Below are 17,450 nucleotides of genomic sequence, written 5' to 3' on the forward strand. Positions count from 1 at the left end.
TGCGATCGGCTGGCAAGGAGAAGTCATGTCCTCGCTTTTCTCAAACAAGGTCGTCGCGGTCACCGGTGCAGGCTCTGGGATCGGTCGGGCGATAGCACTTGGGCTCGCTCGCGACGGCGCAACAGTACATCTGGCTGATCGCGATGCCACCGCACTCACCCAAACAGCAGAGCTCATCCGAGCCGAAGATGGCAGGGTGTTCACAACCGAACTCGATGTCGCGAGCGAGCTCCAGGTCGTCGGATGGATCGAGCAGATCGGTTCTACATCCGGCCGTCTCCATGCGGCCTTCAACAATGCGGGTATAACCGGCCCTGCGAAGCGCATCGAAGACTATGCTCTTGAGGATTTTCAACGGGTGATCGCCGTCAATCTGCAGAGTGTTTTTCTCGGGATGAAGTACCAGATCCCGCTGATCAAGCGCAGCGGCGGTGGTTCTATTGTAAACACGGCTTCGGTCGCTGCCTTGACGGGACCAGGAGGCATGAGTGCCTACGCTGCTTCAAAGCATGGCGTGCAAGGGCTGACCCGGGTTGTCGCGATGGAAAATGCAGCTCACGGCATCCGCGTCAATGCGATTGCGCCCGGCTGGACTGAAACGCCGATGGTTGTGGCCAACAGCCAACAAAACCCGGCTTTTGCGACACTGGCTCAGAACGCCATTCCTGCCAAGCGCGGCGGCAAGCCCGAAGAAATCGCGGCCGCAGCAATCTGGCTTGCCTCCGACGCCGCCTCCTATGTCACCGGACACATGCTGACCGTCGATGGTGGCATGACGATTGGTGGCTTCGAACTTTGACGCTCAATCTTGAAAGGAACATCCCATGTCTGACCAAAACGAAGTATTGAAAGCAGTCGTCCGCCGTAACACACTCGAGGTACAGTCCGGCGGTAATTTTGAGCTCTTCGATCAGCTTTTCGCCGAAGACTTTCTGGACCACACACCGCAGCCTGGGGGGACACCAGACAAGGCAGGAGCCCGCCGCCTTTACCATGCTCTGCGCGAAGCCTTCCCGGACTTCCACGCCGAAATTCACTGGCAAGCGGTCGACGACGACATCGTGACGACTTTCAAGACCTATCACGGCACGCATCAGGGCGTCGTCCTTGGGATCGCGCCAACGGGCCGCCAGATCAAGTTCGAAACCGTCGACGCCATGCGCATTCGCAACGGCCAGATCGTCGAACACTGGGGCGTGGCCAACCTCTATTATCTTCTGCAGCAACTCGACGCCCTGCCATCCTCGGCTCCCAAAGTGCCGGAACATTAAGGATCACCACAATGAGCAACAGCAACATTCTCGACGGCAAGGTCGTCATCGTAACCGGCGCATCAAGCGGCATTGGCCGTGCGATCGCCATCCGTGCTGCCGAACATGGCGCCAAAGCAGTTATCGTCTCTGACGTCGTGGAAGCACCGCGCGAAGGCGGTGAACCGACTGCCTCCGAGATCAGAAAACTGGGGGCCAAATCCGTCTTCGTGAAAGCAGACGTAAGTCGCAAGGCTGACAACGACGCCCTCGTTGCGGCGGCAGAAGAATTCGGCGGCGTCGACGTCATGGTCGCAAATGCAGGCATTACGCTGAAGACAGACGGGGTGGAGGTTCCGGAAGACGATTACCGCCGCCTGATGTCTGTCAATCTCGATGGCCCTCTGTTTGGAGCGCAGGCAGCTGCGCTTCAGATGAAAGCACGCAACAAGCAGGGCAGCATTGTCCTCATGGCAAGCATGGGCGGGATCTCTGGCGCCGGCATCACCGTCGCCTACTCGACCAGTAAGGGCGGCGTGGTGCTGATGGCCAAATCATTGGCCGACGCTCTTGGCCCCGACGGAATCCGCGTCAATGCAGTTGCACCCGGCACTATCGACACGGAGCTTCTTCGCACCAGCCCCGGCATCGCACAGGCCTCCGAGGGCTTTCGCCAGAGGACGCCGCTTCGCCGCCTTGGCAAACCGGCAGAAGTCGGAGATGCTGTCGCCTTCCTTGGCTCGGACCTGTCGAGCTACGTGTCGGGCACCGCGCTCCTGGTGGATGGAGGGCTGCTTTCCGTTATCTGATTTCTCGACCCCCCAGTCGGACCCGCGCCCTCAAAAAGCGCGGGTTTTTCTTTGCCTGCATCATTCGATTTTCTCGACGATAATCGGCGATATTATCCAGCTTTTTCGTTCGCTTGGATGATGGCAATTTCTCCTCACGACGCAGCCAAGGTGGCTACGCCCCAAACTTAAGGAGAACGTCCATGTCTTATTCCGATGCAATCGCCCAGCGCGTTGAGACTCTTTCCCAATCTGCAATCATCAGCGGCGTAACGCCTCTCGCCGGCCGTGTACTTCTGGCAGCAATCTTCCTCCTCTCTGGCATCAGCAAGATTTCCGACCCGGCCGGCACCATCGGCTATATCAATATGGTTGGCCTGCCCTTCCCGCCGCTGTCCTTTGGCGCAGCCGTATTGACTGAGCTCCTGGGCAGCATTGCCCTGATCCTCGGTTTCCAGACCCGCATCGTCGCTCTGATCCTTGCCCTGTTTAGCGTTGCCACGGCACTGACGTTCCACAACAACCTTAGCGACCTGAACCAGTTCATCCATTTCTTCAAGAACATCGCGATGGCCGGCGGTCTCCTGCAGGTCGTGGCATTCGGCGCGGGCCGTTTCAGCCTCGACGCCCGCCGCTAAGCGAAGCACCCGATCAAAAGAAAAGCCCGGACGATGGTCCGGGCTTCTCGTGTTTTTACTTGCCCCATTCCGGGCCGCCATCGGTGCAGGTCTGGCCTCCATCGACAGGCAGGACAATTCCGGTGATCCAGGCAGCTTCATCACTGGCAAGAAATGCAACCGCCGAGGCAATCTCTTCAGGTTGGCCTGCCCGTCGCAACGGGATCCGGTCCCACGCCTTTTCGAGGAGCGCGTCATCATCCATGATGGCATCCACCATCCCCGTAACGGTAAGTCCGGGCGCCACTGTATTGGCTCTGACCCCGAACTTGCCGAGGTCGCAGGCTGCTGAGCGGGTCAAATTCGCAACCCCACCCTTTGCAGCATTATAGGCCGCATGGCTCCAGCCGCCACCAAGGGATGAGACGGAGCCGATGTTGACGATCGAACCCTTGGTCTCCTTCAGATGCGGAACCGCCGCGCGGCTCATATAAAAGACGCCGGAAAGGTCCGAGGCAATGCATTCGTCCCAATCCTGATCGCTCGTCTCCTCGATGGTGCCGACAAGGTTCATGCCGGCGGCATTCACGACAGTGTCGATGCGGCCGAACCGTTCGACCGTCGCTGCGACAAGGGCGTCGCAGTCCGGCCGTGAGGAGACATTTGCGACAAAGATGCCACTGCGGTCGGCCGACATCTTCGAGGCAGCTTCCGACAACCGCTTCTCGGTTCTGCCGGAAATCATCACGGACGCTCCTTCCTCAAGAAGCCGGTTGGCAATGGCGGCGCCGATACCGGAACCCCCGCCCGTTACTATTGCAACTTTTCCATCAAATCGCTTTGACATGACACACTCCTTCATTCTCCGTGGCGAAGGCCGCGGCAGTGCTGGTTTCGTGTTTGGGTCTGACTGGATTGGTTCAGTTTGTCGGGAAGTCGGCGGAACGAGACAAAGCTTCCCAGGCAAGCACGTTCGTCTTGAGATCGTCAGCCTTCTTCAGGGCTGCGTCCACGGCGTCATTGCCCAGCGGAAGATGGTGCGGAGGCTGCTCAGCCAGCACGGCTTCCCGGATCGCCTTCGCCGCGCGCGCGGGGTCACCGGCCTGCTTTCCGACCGATGCGTGGTAAGCACGACGTGCCTCGCCCGCTGTCGCCTCATAATCCTCAATGGACGCGGAGACCTCGTTCGACGATCCTGCCCATTCCGTCCGGAAGGCGCTGGGCTCGACGGTCATGACATTGATCCCGAGTGGCGCGACTTCTTTTCGGAGCGTATCCGACAGGCCTTCCACGGCAAATTTGGTCGCGCAGTAGTAGCCCACGCCCGTGTAGCCCACCAGGCCGCCGATTGATGTCAGATTGACGATCGTACCACTGCGGCGGGCTCGCATATGCGGGAGCACCGAATGGATGGTGTTGGCAGTACCGAAGAAATTGACATCAAATAGACGGCGGGCGTCGGCTTCGGCTGTTTCCTCAATAGCGCCAAAGAAACCGATCCCGGCGTTGTTGATCAGAACGTCGATGCGTCCGAAGTGCGCTTCTGCAGCGTCAACAACCTTTTGGCACTGATCCCGATCGATGACGTCGAGCGGGAGGATCAGGGCATCGCCCCTCTGCTCAAGATCCGCGATTTTGTCAGTCTTGCGAGCCGTCACCACGACCTTTTCACCGGCTTCCAGCAGATGTTCCGCGATGTAGCGACCGAAGCCTGTAGAGCATCCGGTGACGAGCCAGACTTTAGGGTTTTGCGTGCTCATTTCATATACTCCTTTCTGTTTCAGGCCTGCGGGGACCGTTGCTGGTAGCCGCAGATTTCCACGTCTTCCACGCACAGGTCCGGGACCTTAGCCATAAACGCTTCGACGTAAGGCGTGCTCATATGCAGTTTGAAGTCGGAGGCGTGTCGCCAGTCTTCGAGCACCATCCACACGTCGGGAACGTCATTAGACTGGTGGATCTCGTAACGGAGGCAGCCTTCCTCATTTCGGGACGGAGCGACGAGCTGAAGCAGTTCGTCACCCAGATCTTCTGAGCGGCCCGGCTTTGCGGTGAAGTAGGCCACATTTGTAAGATCAGCCATTTCAGGTCTCCTCTTAGGTTAGGGCAGCACCCGCATAGTGACGGCATGCCTGGAAAAGATCTGCCGCGTCTTTGCGGGAGCTGTCGTGATCTTGCTCTTTTCAGACGCCGTTGATCGCGATGATGCGCGATGCGGCCGCAGCCTGCCGCTGAGCGGCCAAGGGCGCGTATTCAGGGGATGCAAAGAGCTGGCGGATCGCGTCCTTGTCCGGAAATTCGATGATAAGCATGTTGGTGGCGGTCCAGCCCTCCAGCTCCAGCGGTGTTTCATCGATTGCGATCAGCTTGCCGCCGGCTTTGGCGACAAGCGGCAAGGCCTTCGACCGGTAGTCTTCGATGGACTTCATGTCGTGAATTTCGAGATCGACGATTAGATAAGCAGACATAGGTCTTTTCCTTTCCTGTTGAGTTTGTAGCTTCTGGACTCATGGCACTGTCAGGGGAGATGGCGCCATTTGACCATGCGGTCTTTTAGGTCGAGCGTGCCGCCGTCGACGGTGAACGTGCCGTCGCCGCGGTGATGCATCATTCGACGCTCTTTTCGGGTCTCGTTAATCCAGATCCTCGTCGCTTCAAGGATGAAGAGGTTATAGGGATCCGAAAGCCTGGTATCGACGACCCGACATTCGATGTTGACCAGGCAGTCGGACAAGAGCGGTGCTGCCACGTCCTTGGCAGGTAGCGTCTTGAGGCCGTACCTCTGGAATTTGTTCACCCGATCGCCCGAACAATTGCCGACGTCGACAACCGTTTCGGCGAGATCCAGACCGGGGACTGCGATGACACATTCTCCGGTTTTTCGGAGAGCCTTATAGCTGTGGTCCCACGGCCCGATGACACAACCGATCAGCGGCGGATCATGCTGGATCATCATATGGAAGCCCATTGTCATCACATTGGGCTTGCCGTTATCGCTCGTGGAGACCATGACGATCGGGCCAGGTTCCAGAACGCGATAAGCTTGAGATGCGGGTAATTCCTTCATGACAATCTCCCTTGAGAGGTCCCTGCATCGAGGCAGGGACCCTTCAGGGTCGGTCTGTTACCAACCCTGTTCTACTGGCAGGACGAACAGCTCGGCGACGTCCACATGAGCCGGGGCCTGGGCGGCGAAGACGATGGTGTCGCCGATATCCTCGCCCTGGAGGAAGGTCATTTGGCTCGCCAGCTCGTCCATCTCCTTGCGGTAGCCCGGATCGGTGATGTGGTCGTAGAGCTCGGTGGCAACGGCACCCGGCTGGATGCAGGTTACGCGAATGCCATGCTTCTGGCCGACTTCCATGCGGAGCCCATCAGAGAAGGCTGTGACGGCATGTTTGGTCGCGCAGTAGACCGACAGGCCCTTGAAGACTTTGCGGCCAGCGATCGAGGACATGTTGAAGACATGGCCCGAATGCTGCTTGATCATCTGGGGCAAAACGGCAGCCGTCGTGTTGAGCAGGCCCTTCACGTTCACGTCCACCATTCGCTGCCACTCGTCAACCTTGAACTGGTCGATATCGGAGAGCGGCATCAGGCCGGCATTGTTGACGAGAATGTCAATCGAGCCGTAGGCTTCGATCAGCTTCTTCACGCCCGCATCCACCGAGGCCGTGTCGACCACGTCCATCTCGATGACAAGGGCTTCTCCACCCTTTGCTTCGATCTGTTTCTTGAGATATTCGAGCTTGTCGGTGCGCCGTGCCGCGATACCGACCTTGGCACCGGCTTCAGCAAGCTTTGCAGCGGTAGCAGCCCCAATGCCGCTCGATGCGCCGGTCACCAGGGCGATCTTTCCGTTGAGATTGGTCATTGTCTTCACTCCTTGTCTGAAGCCCACCACCACGGTGGGCATTTCGTTTTGACAAGGAGGAATTTAAGCCGATCATTGGCACCCTTCTCTCGGGACCTTGCTCGACCTGTTGCGATCTTGCTCGAAACGCGAGATGTCAAAAACGAGTTTCTCCCATGGTGAACCGGCGATCCGTTCGAGCCACAAGTTGCGTCGGCGAAGGTGGAGTGAACCAAAATGCAGCCGCATCCAAGCATGTTGCCGCGTTTCGTTGAGGCTGATCAGCCATCTGGAAACGGACGTCCATCGCATGCTTATAGAAACTACCCGGGCGACCAGACGATACAGAACAGGCGGGTCCGTGCGTCGAAGCTGAAGCTACGACTGCAAGCGTGCCACAGCGCTGATGGAGCGGAGACGCCTGTTCAGGCGAGGGCGTGGCGGGGAGTATCGAGCGTATAAAGCATTTGGGCGCCTTGTACGCCCCTTAGTGCGAACCGGCCTACGCACGCGAGACGCTGGCGACTGCGCCCCTCAATACAGTCTGCGAAGTTGGAAGAGGTTAGCAGGGCTACATCCAATGACCGACACAATGAAACGATGCGACTTACTTCGTTTACAGCGGGACCAATCACAGTGAAGTCGAGCCGGTCCTCACTTCCGATATTCCCGTAGAAGACATCACCGATATGTAGCCCGAGACAGACTTCCGTTGTGGGACGGCCTTCCGATGTCCTCCGGCAATTAAGGGATTTCAGCCTCAGACGAAGGAGGTTTTCGGCCTGTAACGCGGCCTCGCAAGCATCGACTTCTCGATCCGCTCTGAATATTGCAAGGACACCATCTCCGATTAATTTCAGGACCGTCCCGCCAGCCTCATGGACTGCCGAGATAACCGCGTCGCTGTAATCATTCAGGAGAGGAATGATCTCTTCAGGCGCGACTGTAGCGGAGATTCTTGTGTAATTTGCGAGGTCCGAGAACCACAGGGCTGCGGATATCCGTTCGGATGCGCCCCGGTTGATTTTGCCCTCCAAAACTCTTCGTGCAGCATCGCGCCCAAGATAGACTTCGGCAATTGTCCTTGCGATGCGCGCGAGCGCGGCGCTTTTAATCGCCAATGCCAGAACAGGCAAAAGCTTGCGAAGGTTCTGAAGATGCACATCAGAAAAGCCACCGGGGTCTCGGGTCACGAAGTGGGACAAAAAGCAGTCCATCTCCCCGATTGTCCCCTGCTTCTCAAACCGATGGATGAAAGCCACGAAGTCCGTGTGGCCAGAGCCACGCATATCGTCAAGCATCGCGAAATCGGCCTGATCGCCAAGTCCGATACGCCGTCGGATCTCGGAGTCCTTGCCGGCCCACAGGTGATAAAAAGCTGAACGTTTCCAGTTTTCCAGCGCGTCTCCGGAACTGCTGGGCCCATACTCGAATTCGGTCTCAACCGCCTGCTGACTGTCCCATCGGAAGGCGCGTCCCTCGTGAACCGGATGAAGCGTGTCAATGAGCGCAAGACTGCGGTCAAGTGGTAAACCGGCGTCGCGACATGCTGCACAAAAGCCACCTAGCACAATCGACTCGCTTGCTCCCCGAAGTCCCTGTTGCGCTAACCAGTCGAAAATCCTCTCAATGTCTTCGTCAGTCATGCCTCTGTAACTTCCGCGCAATGTTGTCAGTGACTTACTCTGCGGGCTGGGCTTTACGAAGACAAGCAATTTAGTATCTGGCTCTACCGAACGACCCTGGTCGATGCCGAAGTCGTCGAATATCGTCCTTGGGGGGCACTCAAACCTTTGCGCCGTCGGTATCTTCCGGAATCTTGACTGTCTTAAATTCAGCCTCGCCGATAGTGGCTCGGCGGCAGACCGGTCTCGCGACGGAAGACCTGGGCGAAATGGCTAGGGCTTGAATAGCCAACAGACATGCCGATCTCGATGATGCTCGCATTTGTCTCCTGCAGGAGAAGCCGCGCGCGGTCTATGCGCTGACGGATAAGGTAGCGCGAAGGCGAGAGACCCGTTGCCTTTTTGAACAGGCGACTGAAATGGAATTCGCTCATTCCCACTGTTTCGGCGACTTGGGCAAGATTGAACGGCTCTGCCAGATTTTCTTCGAGATGAGCGACAGCACGGCGTAGCTTGAAGCCGGGAAGTGCGTTCTGACGATCTTCGGCAACTTCACTGGCAGAATAGTTTCGGATGAGATGCACGGCTAGTGTCTGGGCAAGGCCCTGAATAAACATCTGACTTCCCTTCCCTTCAGACGTGAGCTCCTGGTGGATCACTGAAAGAAGGTGCGACAGCTGAGTGTCCTTACCCCCGGAAATGTCGCGCAGCGCAGGAGGAGCAGCGCAGCCCAGCACTTCGTAGGCGACGCGCTCGAAAAGCGGAACTGAGAGATAAAGATGCATGACCTGAAAGGGCGCTTCTCCGATTGCGCGCCAGCGCATCTCATAGGGCGTGGGGGAGCGGGTGAGAAAGAAATCTCCGACGGTGACGGTGTTTGCCACCCATTCCCCGTCGAGGTCACGCTCCTCAACCACCGCCTCGCCGGACATCACCCAGACGATCAGTGGTTCGGCGACAGCCGGAACGAGAAAGGGCTCCTGTTTGTCGAGACGAGAATACACCTTAACGAACATGTCGTTCCAGGCCGGGCTATCACCGCTGATAAGCGTGCGACCAGCTATGTATTGTTCAAGCCCGAGCGGGGACGTCCGCTCCGGCCTTGCAGTCGTCTCATCCAGTGCAGGCACGAGAGCCGATGGGTAAATGGGTTGTCCGGTAACGGCGGGGATCGGGGGCAGAGTGTTTTCACGGACTGGTTCGATGTTTTCCAATGCGTACCCTCTCTTTAAACGAGCAATGCGTAGCGGATTGCCTCAGACATCAATGAAACATTGTGACGGTACACAGCTTCGCTCTCAAACATAATCAATGATGCAATGCAGCATTTGGTTTCATCCGACATGAGGATGAACCGTTGCCCTTGGTATCTTTGAGGCAGATGAGGTCAGAAACGACATCGCACGTCAGCGCTCAGGGGCCACGTTCGCGCATTCGAACATCACGTCGGCTTTTAGGACGGCGCAAAGCCGCGCCGTTACCTGCGCGGCAAGAATGGACGTAATCGCGTTATCGCTGAACATGTCCCACTCCATAGTTGGTTTGTTTGCGCAAGCACCGCTCAGGGCGACGATAAGCGGTACAATCACAATCCAATGAGACTGCCTGGTCCAACACACCGAATGTTTGGCGCCTGAAGCAAGATCTACGGCCGGGTCGCCGCGTCGCCAAACGCCGGCGATAAATTCAACTCCATCTTTCGTACGGAGCACCTAAGCGCTCTCGATGATCATGACGCGCTGTCAGCAGCCTGCTTTTCGTTGAATAACGCGATACGATCGTCGGCAATCAACAGCGCTTTTTCGATTAATGGATATCCTCGGCAGTTCCACCGGCGTTCAGCAAGTCGTTGAGGTGAAAAGAAAGCTGGGACTGCGCCGATCCATGAGCCAGCAACGTGGCGGCGGTCACAATCTGTCGGGTTCGCAGATCAAGGCCATCGCACGATAGCACATCGCCATAGGCGTATTGAATGGTGAATCGCGCCAGATCTTCTGAAAAGCGCGCCAGCTGACTTACCGGCCCTCCGAAATTCTCGCCACCGATCTGCTTGAGAACGGAAAGACCACGACGGTGTTTTTGGCTGTCGTCTGGCGAAGCCAAATTCTCGAGCTGCTCTTCGATATGGGTCATGATCATCGCTTTCTTTTGATCTGGTTGTCACGGACGCAGATGTTCCTATCAAGCGAGAGAATTGGACCACGCCGGCATTGGGTATTCCAGCGTGGTTCCAGATTATGGCTTGCGATAGAGAACCATGCCCGCGTGGTAGAGGACGCCATCGACGAAATCGCCGTCGGCAGTAAAGCCGGTGTCGTCCCAGTACTCGATATGGTCTCCCGACACTTCGTATCGTCCCTGATAGGCACTTTCGCGTCGGCCACGCGCCTCGTCGTAGCGCCCGTTCGGAAGCAACTGATGACGGATGCGGCCGTCTGCGGTCTCCCACATGCCGACATAGGGGTGTGAAGGCGTTGCGGTGGTCATTGTGCCGCCTCCGTCTTGCCCAGGAAAGACTGAATGGTCTCTGGTTCGACGACCCAGGCGTAGTTCAGTTCGTGCCGAATCTTCCATTTTCCACCAGTGCATTCCCAGCCCAGCTGCGAGCGGCCGTCAAAAGCGATCACCTTGCCATCAAGGCGATCGATACGGCCAACGAAGCCAAGGGTCGTCGAAGCAACTGTGTCGCCGACGATTGCGTCATGGCCCCCGGTCAATCCGTGGCGAACGGATCGGGCGGCATTTTGCAACGCCTCCCAGTTGGCACCGTAGCGAGTGGAGTTATCAAAGAGCTGTGTGCTGCCAGGCGCGAAATTATCGTAGAAAACGCCCTTAGTGTTCTCCAGGTCGTAGTACTTGTTCAGCTTTTCTGCGAACACGAATTTGCCATCGCCTTCATGACGCTCCCAGCCCTTCATGATCCAGTCCGCATGGAGTGCGAGAGGAGCCTCAGTGCCGTCCCGGGGGCACGCGCTATCCTGTGCAGCGACAGGTCCGGCGCAAATTCCAAGCGCCAATGCTGCTGCGAGCGTGATCTTGATGTTCGTCATTTGGATATCTCCTTCGGTGATCGTTGTTATTGCCTGCCGTGCTGTGCGGGATGCGACTGTCGGCCACGGGTAGAAGGTAGACAAATTCGATTGTCGCTTGTATTCCCTTTTCGCTAACGAGATTGGTTAGCAGGATGCGACAATGATAATCGACCTTAACCTTGTTCCAGTGTTTCTGGCCGTCGCCGAAGAGGGCAATTTTAGGGCCGCAGCTGACCGATTGGGGGTTACGCGCTCCGCCGTAAGCCAAGGCATACGTCGGCTCGAGGATATCTGTGGCATCGCGCTTGTCAGCCGCACAACCCGTAGCGTGCGGCTCACAGAAGCCGGCAACCGCTTCCGCGAAACCTTGTCGCAACCGATGGCCGAGGTCAGATCTGCGTTCGAGAACGTGGCGGGGGATGCCAGACCAAGTGGCCTGCTGCGGATCGCGGTCACATCGATTGCGGAACAATTCCTGTCAGGCCCACTGATCGCGTCCTTCGCTGAGGCCCATCCCGGCATCACGATCGACGTCACTGTCACGGACGACGTCTTCGACATCGTAGCGGCGGGCTTTGATGCGGGGGTTCGGCTGGGTGAGGTGATCGAGCAGGATATGGTCGCTGTCCCACTGACCAGAGAAGAAAAAGAAGTGGTCGTCGCGACGCCGCGATATTTCGAGGTCCACGGAATGCCTCGCCATCCTCGGGACCTCGTACGTCATCGCTGTATCGGTTGGCGACCGTCTCCGAGTGTTGCGCCGTACCGGTGGGAGTTCGAAGAGGATGGCATACCTCTCGACGTCGCCGTTGACCCGCAAATCACCACAAACGATCTGTACCTGATGATACGGACTGCGCTTGCTGGCGGTGGCATTACGTTTGCTTTGGAAGAGACGTTTCGTTCCCACATCGAACGAGGCGAGCTGATCACAGCGCTAGAGGACTATTTGCCCCCGTTTCCAGGGTTTTTCCTTTACTTCCCCAACCGCCGCAATATGGCGCCCAAGCTGCGCGCACTCATTGACCACGTTCGTGCGTACAAGCTGGCGTCGTCCTAGCAGTCACCCGCGGGGTACCCTGGCCCTTGTGCGAGGGGTTGGGAGCGGTCAGTGCCCAGCTCTATTCGCGCATACGGCCTCCCGAACTGGGCCACGCCGGCGCGGCGAAATCGACGTTCGTCGTTTTGGAAGAAGAGGCTGGTGGAAGCCTCTTCTCGTATTCGCCTGTTGCGCGGATGACAGCCGGTGCTAGACCCTTAAACGTAGTTGATTGGTAGCCAGTCGTAATTCGTGCTGTCCTTGCGGACATGGCCGATGCCCGGAAAGGCGATATGCGCGCCGGCCACCAGATATTTGCCCTCTACCGCCTGCTTGAACGCAGCGTCGCGCGCAAGCACAGCGGCTTTCTGGTCGATATCGAATTCAATCGCGACTCCGGGTTCATCGAACTGCAGGATATCACCGTGGGTGATGTCACCCCAGAATACGATCTTCTGGCCTTCGCTCTCCAGTGTGATGGCACTGTGGCCCGGCGTATGTCCCGCATAAAGAATGGAACCAAGACCGGGAACAGGCGCTGCGTTATCCGCGAAGGTTTCGAATTTTCCGGCTTCCACGTATGGCGTCACGCACTGATCCGCCTCGCCGAAATGCTGCTTGACGATGCCTGTCGCCGCCTTGGCGTTTGCCGCATTCAGCCAGAATTTTGCCTCTCGTTCATTAACCCGCAAGGTGGCGTTCGAGAAGGTGCGTTTGCCTTTGCTCGTCAACCCGCCGGAGTGATCGGTATGAATATGGGTGAGAATGACGTCGTCGATCTCATCCAACTTGTAACCGGATGCCTCGATGTTCGAAGCGAGCCTGCCGAGTGAGGGGCCCAGATAGGTACCGGTGCCTGCGTCAATCAGCACCAGTCTTTCGCCGGTGTTGACCAGGAACGCGTTGACGGAAGTTGGTACCAGTTCGGGCAGAAAGGCATCATTCAAAGCGTCCTGCGCGTGGTGTTCGCTCGTGTTGGTGTAGAGCTTGGCGAGCGGCAGGGCGATGGTGCCGTCCGACAGAGCAGTGACCTCTACGGAGCCGATCATAAGCCGGTAGAAACCCGGTGCCTGAGCAGCGGCATAAGGTGCCTTGGCGAAGACGATTGATGGTGAGACGAAGGGTGCTGTGACGAGGCCGGTCAGAGCGCTTTTGAGAATGGAACGACGGGATGGCATGGATTTGCTCCTTACGTGAGTGTGCGGAACGGCTTGCAAGTTCCTGCCCATCAGCTAAGGATGCTTCGGTCAGCAATCAAATCGATACCACTCATGCAAGTCATCGATCATTTCAATCTTCGTTCCTTTGATCTCAATCTTCTCATCGCTTTCGATGCGATGATGGAAGAGATGAGCGTCACCCGGGCAGCCCAGCGGCTGAAAATTCAGCAGCCTGCGATGAGCCACAATATAGCGACCCTGCGCACGCTGTTTCAGGACGAGCTTTTCATCCGTGTTGGTCAGGTGATGAAGCCAACCGCACGGGCGCTCAATTTGTCCGGCCCGGTACGGCAGGCTCTGCGGCAGGCGCAGGCGGCCGTTTTGATGGCGGACGAATTCAATCCGGCCACCGAGCAACGCACATTTCGGCTGGGACTTTCCAGCGAGGTGGAACTGCTATTACTGCCCGATCTGACCGCACGGCTGCGGAATATCGCGCCGGGTATCCGCATTCTCGCCCGCGGTGGTGATGCGCAGGAAGTGGAATCGATGCTAGATGCGGGTGTCATCGATTTGTCTGTAGGATGCAGTTATCTGCCGGACTCACGGCACCATAGCGAGCCCTTGTATCAGTCCAGCTTATTGTGCTGTTTCAACCCGCAGCTAATGAACCTTTCCAGCCCAGTGAGCCGCAATGACTATATGGCCGCACAGCACGCGGTGATCTCACAAACAGACAGCCTTCATGGTTGCGTTAAGGATGCGCTGGAACATGCAGGTGCAGACTTGGAGGTCGTGGCGGCAGCTCCCGATTTCATGTCGATATTGGCCACCGCGCGTTCATCTGCAGTGATTGCCACCGTATCTTCTCGTATCGCGCTTCGTTATGGGCCGCTATTGGGGCTCGAGGTCAGTCCAGTGCCACTGGCGCTTTCGTTCCCACCGGTGGCTATGGTTTGGCCGCTCCACATGCACACCGATCTGGGCTGCGCATGGTTGCGGCAGCAAATCCGTGAGGCGATGCTGGGGACGAACAAGAGCAACGTCGCGGATATTGCAGCGTGATTCCATAAAGATCAGCGTGCCTTTAATGGCCACGCCTTGAAGCGATATGAACCTCCGGCCCTGTTATTCAAGAACTAGCGCGCTGAAACTGGTCAGCGGAAAACGTCCGTTTGTCATATGGAGAACGGCCGAACGGGGCCTGGAGCGGACAGACTCGTCCAGGGCTGTAACTTCAAAATGCTGCCGTGTGCCAAGTCCTCCAGATAACAGTCCCAAGCCCCGGCCGCGACGATAGCGCGGATTTCCTTTGTGACATCGACAATTCCTATTCGAAGGTTAGGGATGAAATCAGCCAGTTGAGTTCCGTACGAGCGGACGAAAGCACGCTTGCGTAAGAACTAACCGTCGTCATGTCAGTCCCATATCTCTTGTCCATAGAGGCTGCAGAGCCCTTACCGATCATCAAGAACCTCAACGGACTGCTTGAGGTGATGGTCCCTGACAAGTCATCACGATATTGCTCCGCCTGAGCGATGTCTTCCCGAGAAATTGGATGGTTGGGGCGTTTGAACTCAATAAGTAAATAACTGTCAGCTAGATCCTGCGACAACAAAAGATCAGGCCGTTTCGAGGCCCGCTCGCCCGTAAATTTCTTATCACTATAGTTCGCGATGACCCGTTTCAGTGTCGTGTTCGATGACATCAGAGCGTATTGGCGGCCAAGAAGCCACAAATTCGTCTCGAAGGCCTTATGGACATCCTTTTCAAGAGTCGCTTCGTTATCGATAAGCTCCTCGAGGTAATCCAAAAATCTCACTCGTCTGGTCGCTTGAGCAGCGATCCCAGAAAGTTCAACCATACCAAAATCTTCAAGCGCCGCTGCGAAGGAACTGACATCTGTACGGTCGGTGGCATTTATCCGCTCAAGTACCGCCCAGTAGGCGTCATGCTCCATGGCATCGAGCGCAACCTCTGCGATCGTCGCAATGCGGTCTTCGCTTTCCCGATAGAATCTCTGTAGAATCCGATGAAGGGCTTCCTCAGCGTAGCGTCGGCGATGTTCTGGGAGGTCTTTCAGCCTAGCGTCCAACTGTTTCTTCAAACGGGCTAGCTGAAGGCTCATATCGCGAGAGTGGCTCTCCCTAAGCCCTTCTTTGACGATCGATTTTACATAGGATTAGATTTCCTGAAACGCCTTGCTATTCTCAACCACCCCACTCCAATCGGCGGTGACGAAGTGGTCGTTACCCTCGAGTTCCACCTCTCCGTAGACTCGTTTCGACAGCTTGAAGGGAATTTCCTCGTCTTCGTCTAGGCCAAACATCATTGGCTTCCCGACGACCTTCCCGTCCACCTTCAGCACTATGCCTGGAGCCTTTGGGGCCTTTTTCCCGTCCGCGATTGTGAACTTCAATCGAACTGAGCCGCTCTCCGTAAGCATCTGCTCAACTTCCCGCGACACACCAGGAACATCGTCGACGCATAGCTGCGCCTCGTTCACAAATACTTTGAAAGAATCCTCCCGGCCGTACTCATGCACGAGGATTTCTCGAAATCTGTCCGGCATTGGGAAATTCAAACGGCTATCAAGACCGGACAGAATGATTGTAGTGCCTGCAGGCGCTTCGCCTCCATCCTCCTCGGTGAATGGTAGCGGCACGGCCTCCAAGTCGTTCTCGTTCTCGGCCAGTACGAGTTTGTCGATGGTCAGGCTGCATTTCCGACCTCGCGCGACCGCTGAAACATCCATCCGACTTGCCAATGACAGGCCAGCGAACTTACCGATGCCCTTGCGACCCTTGACCTTCCGCTTGAGAAGAGGCGTCCGTTCGCCTGTACGTGCCCGCTTATCGCTGGCGATGTTCAGGTATTCGCTCCTCATTTCCAGAGATGTCATTCCCGAACCGTCGTCGCGGACGATAATCGGATCAGACGACATAGGCGCCGGCAATGTGATCCAAACATTTTTGGCGTCAGCGTCCCATGCGTTGTCAACCAATTCCTTTAGGGCTGCTTCACTCGATCGATAGGTTTCACCCAAAAGTCTTGTCAGTCGTGTATTAACCGAAAAATGTACGTCGTTCATAAAACGAGTTCCCCAACCCTTATGTAAAATCAGAGGTAGCAGAAGAAATAAGTCTCTGTAACCTTCATCGATGAGCTCCCACAGGAAACAACGCGGCGCGGCTTAGCCGCGCAAGTAAATTGACCCTTGAGGTCGACTGCAATCTCGCACTGGACTGGACGTCGCGTTTTTTTTGCTGAAGGAGCATGGCGCGTGTCCTAACCTCCCGACCTATTGCGGCAGAGCTGATCTTATCTTTGACCAGATCGCTTATCATGACTTCGTGCGGCTCGCGCGCCTTCAATAACGCTGCCATGACGGCGGCCCCTACACCCCTTATAGCCCGAACGATTCAAGACATCAGGATTTCAGCACTGCCGCCTCATCCATTGCTTGGGCATCGAACAGCGCCTTTGCGAGGGCATGAAAGGTTGGCCTGCGCCTCCTGAGGATCGTTGCTGCCCGCTCGAGTGCCGCTACCAGCCTGGCATGAACGCGAGCGGCCAGTTCGGTATCTCAAGGTATCCGTGACACGGGTCGAGGGAAGACGCCGATTGATTGCGCGATGCGGGCAGATTGAGAAAAAGAAAATGACCCGCCTGAGCGGGTCATTCTGAAGTCAGTTGAAGGTCTGACGGTCGTACCAATCATTGATATCCTTATTCGCCCGGTCTTTTTCGTACCCGTAACGTTCCTGGATTTTGCCTTCAAGCTGCTCACGCTTGCCATCGATGACATCAAGGTCGTCATCGGTAAGCTTGCCCCATTGTTCCTTGATCTTGCCCTTCATTTGCTTCCAGTTACCTTCGACACGGTTCCAATCCATCGTCGTTCCTCCTGATTGATGCAGATACATGTAAAACGGTTTTCCGCATTGAAGAGTTCCTCTCAAACTATCGAAGAGCGGCGATTCTAACCATCTAAGGTATTTCTGAAACGGCTTCCCGGACTGTCGCTCCGGTAGCCTTGACCGATCTTACGCCCACGCCCCCGTGGTCAACAGCATGAGCAGATGC

Annotated in this window: 21 protein-coding genes; 6 read left to right on the forward strand and 15 right to left on the reverse strand. The window is 56.7% G+C overall.

Going from position 1 to position 17,450, the window contains the following annotated elements; genetic code table 11:
- The first annotated feature begins 25 nt into the window (after window positions 1-25).
- The 4 genes from N7578_RS00670 to N7578_RS00685 all read left to right on the forward strand — a co-directional run bounded on the left by N7578_RS00670 (window position 26) and on the right by N7578_RS00685 (window position 2,676).
- Window positions 26-799 (forward strand): SDR family NAD(P)-dependent oxidoreductase, encoded by a 774-nt coding sequence (locus N7578_RS00670; protein ID WP_311108403.1) that lies wholly within the window; start codon window positions 26-28, stop codon window positions 797-799.
- 25 nt (window positions 800-824) lie between these two features.
- Window positions 825-1,271: an ester cyclase gene (locus tag N7578_RS00675; protein WP_311108404.1), complete on the forward strand. Its 447-nt coding sequence runs from the start codon at window positions 825-827 to the stop codon at window positions 1,269-1,271.
- A gap of 11 nt (window positions 1,272-1,282) precedes the next feature.
- The gene (locus tag N7578_RS00680) at window positions 1,283-2,059 is read left to right on the forward strand and encodes an SDR family oxidoreductase (RefSeq protein ID WP_311108405.1); all 777 of its coding nucleotides are present in this window, start codon (window positions 1,283-1,285) and stop codon (window positions 2,057-2,059) included.
- A gap of 182 nt (window positions 2,060-2,241) precedes the next feature.
- On the forward strand, window positions 2,242-2,676 hold the full coding sequence (locus N7578_RS00685; protein WP_311108406.1) for a DoxX family protein: 435 nt from the start codon (window positions 2,242-2,244) through the stop codon (window positions 2,674-2,676).
- Window positions 2,677-2,731: 55 nt separating this feature from the next.
- On the opposite strand, the gene N7578_RS00690 is transcribed toward N7578_RS00685, so the two are convergent.
- The 11 genes from N7578_RS00690 to N7578_RS00740 form a co-directional block, all read right to left on the reverse strand.
- Window positions 2,732-3,502 (reverse strand): SDR family oxidoreductase, encoded by a 771-nt coding sequence (locus N7578_RS00690; RefSeq protein WP_311108407.1) that lies wholly within the window; start codon window positions 3,500-3,502, stop codon window positions 2,732-2,734.
- Between the two features lie 73 nt (window positions 3,503-3,575).
- The gene (locus N7578_RS00695) at window positions 3,576-4,415 is read right to left on the reverse strand and encodes an oxidoreductase (protein WP_311108408.1); all 840 of its coding nucleotides are present in this window, start codon (window positions 4,413-4,415) and stop codon (window positions 3,576-3,578) included.
- A gap of 20 nt (window positions 4,416-4,435) precedes the next feature.
- Entirely contained in the window at window positions 4,436-4,738 is a 303-nt protein-coding gene (locus N7578_RS00700; protein WP_311108409.1) for a putative quinol monooxygenase, read from the reverse strand.
- Between the two features lie 100 nt (window positions 4,739-4,838).
- Window positions 4,839-5,123: a DUF1330 domain-containing protein gene (locus tag N7578_RS00705; protein ID WP_311108410.1), complete on the reverse strand. Its 285-nt coding sequence runs from the start codon at window positions 5,121-5,123 to the stop codon at window positions 4,839-4,841.
- Window positions 5,124-5,173: 50 nt separating this feature from the next.
- Entirely contained in the window at window positions 5,174-5,722 is a 549-nt protein-coding gene (locus N7578_RS00710; RefSeq protein ID WP_311108411.1) for a flavin reductase family protein, read from the reverse strand.
- Window positions 5,723-5,779: 57 nt separating this feature from the next.
- Window positions 5,780-6,529, reverse strand: a complete 750-nt coding sequence (locus tag N7578_RS00715; protein ID WP_311108412.1) for an SDR family oxidoreductase — start codon at window positions 6,527-6,529, stop codon at window positions 5,780-5,782.
- Between the two features lie 404 nt (window positions 6,530-6,933).
- Window positions 6,934-8,154 carry an adenylate/guanylate cyclase domain-containing protein gene (locus N7578_RS00720; RefSeq protein WP_311108413.1) on the reverse strand — a complete coding sequence of 407 codons (1,221 nt, stop codon included), beginning with the start codon at window positions 8,152-8,154 and terminating at the stop codon, window positions 6,934-6,936.
- 188 nt (window positions 8,155-8,342) lie between these two features.
- Window positions 8,343-9,347 (reverse strand): AraC family transcriptional regulator, encoded by a 1,005-nt coding sequence (locus N7578_RS00725; protein ID WP_311108414.1) that lies wholly within the window; start codon window positions 9,345-9,347, stop codon window positions 8,343-8,345.
- Between the two features lie 592 nt (window positions 9,348-9,939).
- Window positions 9,940-10,266, reverse strand: coding sequence for a carboxymuconolactone decarboxylase family protein (locus N7578_RS00730; protein WP_311108415.1), 327 nt, complete (start codon window positions 10,264-10,266; stop codon window positions 9,940-9,942).
- A 102-nt stretch (window positions 10,267-10,368) separates the two neighbouring features.
- Window positions 10,369-10,620 (reverse strand): Atu4866 domain-containing protein, encoded by a 252-nt coding sequence (locus N7578_RS00735; protein WP_220335996.1) that lies wholly within the window; start codon window positions 10,618-10,620, stop codon window positions 10,369-10,371.
- Window positions 10,617-11,183 (reverse strand): hypothetical protein, encoded by a 567-nt coding sequence (locus tag N7578_RS00740; protein WP_311108416.1) that lies wholly within the window; start codon window positions 11,181-11,183, stop codon window positions 10,617-10,619. The genes N7578_RS00735 and N7578_RS00740 overlap by 4 nt, the downstream gene beginning before the upstream one ends.
- A gap of 142 nt (window positions 11,184-11,325) precedes the next feature.
- Between N7578_RS00740 and N7578_RS00745 the strand changes: the two genes are divergently transcribed.
- Window positions 11,326-12,225, forward strand: a complete 900-nt coding sequence (locus N7578_RS00745) for a LysR family transcriptional regulator (RefSeq protein WP_311108417.1) — start codon at window positions 11,326-11,328, stop codon at window positions 12,223-12,225.
- 197 nt (window positions 12,226-12,422) lie between these two features.
- Here the strand turns inward: N7578_RS00745 and N7578_RS00750 are convergent, their stop codons facing one another.
- Window positions 12,423-13,382: an MBL fold metallo-hydrolase gene (locus N7578_RS00750; protein WP_311108418.1), complete on the reverse strand. Its 960-nt coding sequence runs from the start codon at window positions 13,380-13,382 to the stop codon at window positions 12,423-12,425.
- Between the two features lie 93 nt (window positions 13,383-13,475).
- Here N7578_RS00750 and N7578_RS00755 point away from each other — a divergent pair, with 93 nt between their 5' ends.
- On the forward strand, window positions 13,476-14,429 hold the full coding sequence (locus tag N7578_RS00755) for a LysR family transcriptional regulator (protein ID WP_311108419.1): 954 nt from the start codon (window positions 13,476-13,478) through the stop codon (window positions 14,427-14,429).
- 265 nt (window positions 14,430-14,694) lie between these two features.
- Here N7578_RS00755 and N7578_RS00760 read toward each other — a convergent pair whose 3' ends face one another.
- The 3 genes from N7578_RS00760 to N7578_RS00770 all read right to left on the reverse strand — a co-directional run bounded on the left by N7578_RS00760 (window position 14,695) and on the right by N7578_RS00770 (window position 17,260).
- Window positions 14,695-15,492: a hypothetical protein gene (locus N7578_RS00760; protein WP_311108420.1), complete on the reverse strand. Its 798-nt coding sequence runs from the start codon at window positions 15,490-15,492 to the stop codon at window positions 14,695-14,697.
- A gap of 54 nt (window positions 15,493-15,546) precedes the next feature.
- A complete protein-coding gene (locus tag N7578_RS00765; protein ID WP_311108421.1) occupies window positions 15,547-16,455 on the reverse strand; it encodes an ATP-binding protein in 909 nt (302 codons plus the stop codon).
- A gap of 598 nt (window positions 16,456-17,053) precedes the next feature.
- Window positions 17,054-17,260: a CsbD family protein gene (locus tag N7578_RS00770; protein ID WP_311108422.1), complete on the reverse strand. Its 207-nt coding sequence runs from the start codon at window positions 17,258-17,260 to the stop codon at window positions 17,054-17,056.
- Window positions 17,261-17,450: the final 190 nt, after the last annotated feature.

Source organism: Agrobacterium tumefaciens, from assembly GCF_031801495.1.
GTDB classification, from domain to species: domain Bacteria; phylum Pseudomonadota; class Alphaproteobacteria; order Rhizobiales; family Rhizobiaceae; genus Agrobacterium; species Agrobacterium tumefaciens_K.

Coding starts and splice junctions, on each gene's coding strand:
- N7578_RS00670 (WP_311108403.1), top strand. CDS start 26: ATGTCCTCGCTTTTCTCAAACAAGGTCGTCGCGGTCACCGGTGCAGGC.
- N7578_RS00675 (WP_311108404.1), top strand. CDS start 825: ATGTCTGACCAAAACGAAGTATTGAAAGCAGTCGTCCGCCGTAACACA.
- N7578_RS00680 (WP_311108405.1), top strand. CDS start 1,283: ATGAGCAACAGCAACATTCTCGACGGCAAGGTCGTCATCGTAACCGGC.
- N7578_RS00685 (WP_311108406.1), top strand. CDS start 2,242: ATGTCTTATTCCGATGCAATCGCCCAGCGCGTTGAGACTCTTTCCCAA.
- N7578_RS00690 (WP_311108407.1), bottom strand. CDS start 3,502: ATGTCAAAGCGATTTGATGGAAAAGTTGCAATAGTAACGGGCGGGGGT.
- N7578_RS00695 (WP_311108408.1), bottom strand. CDS start 4,415: ATGAGCACGCAAAACCCTAAAGTCTGGCTCGTCACCGGATGCTCTACA.
- N7578_RS00700 (WP_311108409.1), bottom strand. CDS start 4,738: ATGGCTGATCTTACAAATGTGGCCTACTTCACCGCAAAGCCGGGCCGC.
- N7578_RS00705 (WP_311108410.1), bottom strand. CDS start 5,123: ATGTCTGCTTATCTAATCGTCGATCTCGAAATTCACGACATGAAGTCC.
- N7578_RS00710 (WP_311108411.1), bottom strand. CDS start 5,722: ATGAAGGAATTACCCGCATCTCAAGCTTATCGCGTTCTGGAACCTGGC.
- N7578_RS00715 (WP_311108412.1), bottom strand. CDS start 6,529: ATGACCAATCTCAACGGAAAGATCGCCCTGGTGACCGGCGCATCGAGC.
- N7578_RS00720 (WP_311108413.1), bottom strand. CDS start 8,154: ATGACTGACGAAGACATTGAGAGGATTTTCGACTGGTTAGCGCAACAG.
- N7578_RS00730 (WP_311108415.1), bottom strand. CDS start 10,266: ATGACCCATATCGAAGAGCAGCTCGAGAATTTGGCTTCGCCAGACGAC.
- N7578_RS00735 (WP_220335996.1), bottom strand. CDS start 10,620: ATGACCACCGCAACGCCTTCACACCCCTATGTCGGCATGTGGGAGACC.
- N7578_RS00740 (WP_311108416.1), bottom strand. CDS start 11,183: ATGACGAACATCAAGATCACGCTCGCAGCAGCATTGGCGCTTGGAATT.
- N7578_RS00745 (WP_311108417.1), top strand. CDS start 11,326: ATGATAATCGACCTTAACCTTGTTCCAGTGTTTCTGGCCGTCGCCGAA.
- N7578_RS00750 (WP_311108418.1), bottom strand. CDS start 13,382: ATGCCATCCCGTCGTTCCATTCTCAAAAGCGCTCTGACCGGCCTCGTC.
- N7578_RS00755 (WP_311108419.1), top strand. CDS start 13,476: ATGCAAGTCATCGATCATTTCAATCTTCGTTCCTTTGATCTCAATCTT.
- N7578_RS00760 (WP_311108420.1), bottom strand. CDS start 15,492: ATGAGCCTTCAGCTAGCCCGTTTGAAGAAACAGTTGGACGCTAGGCTG.
- N7578_RS00765 (WP_311108421.1), bottom strand. CDS start 16,455: ATGAACGACGTACATTTTTCGGTTAATACACGACTGACAAGACTTTTG.
- N7578_RS00770 (WP_311108422.1), bottom strand. CDS start 17,260: ATGGATTGGAACCGTGTCGAAGGTAACTGGAAGCAAATGAAGGGCAAG.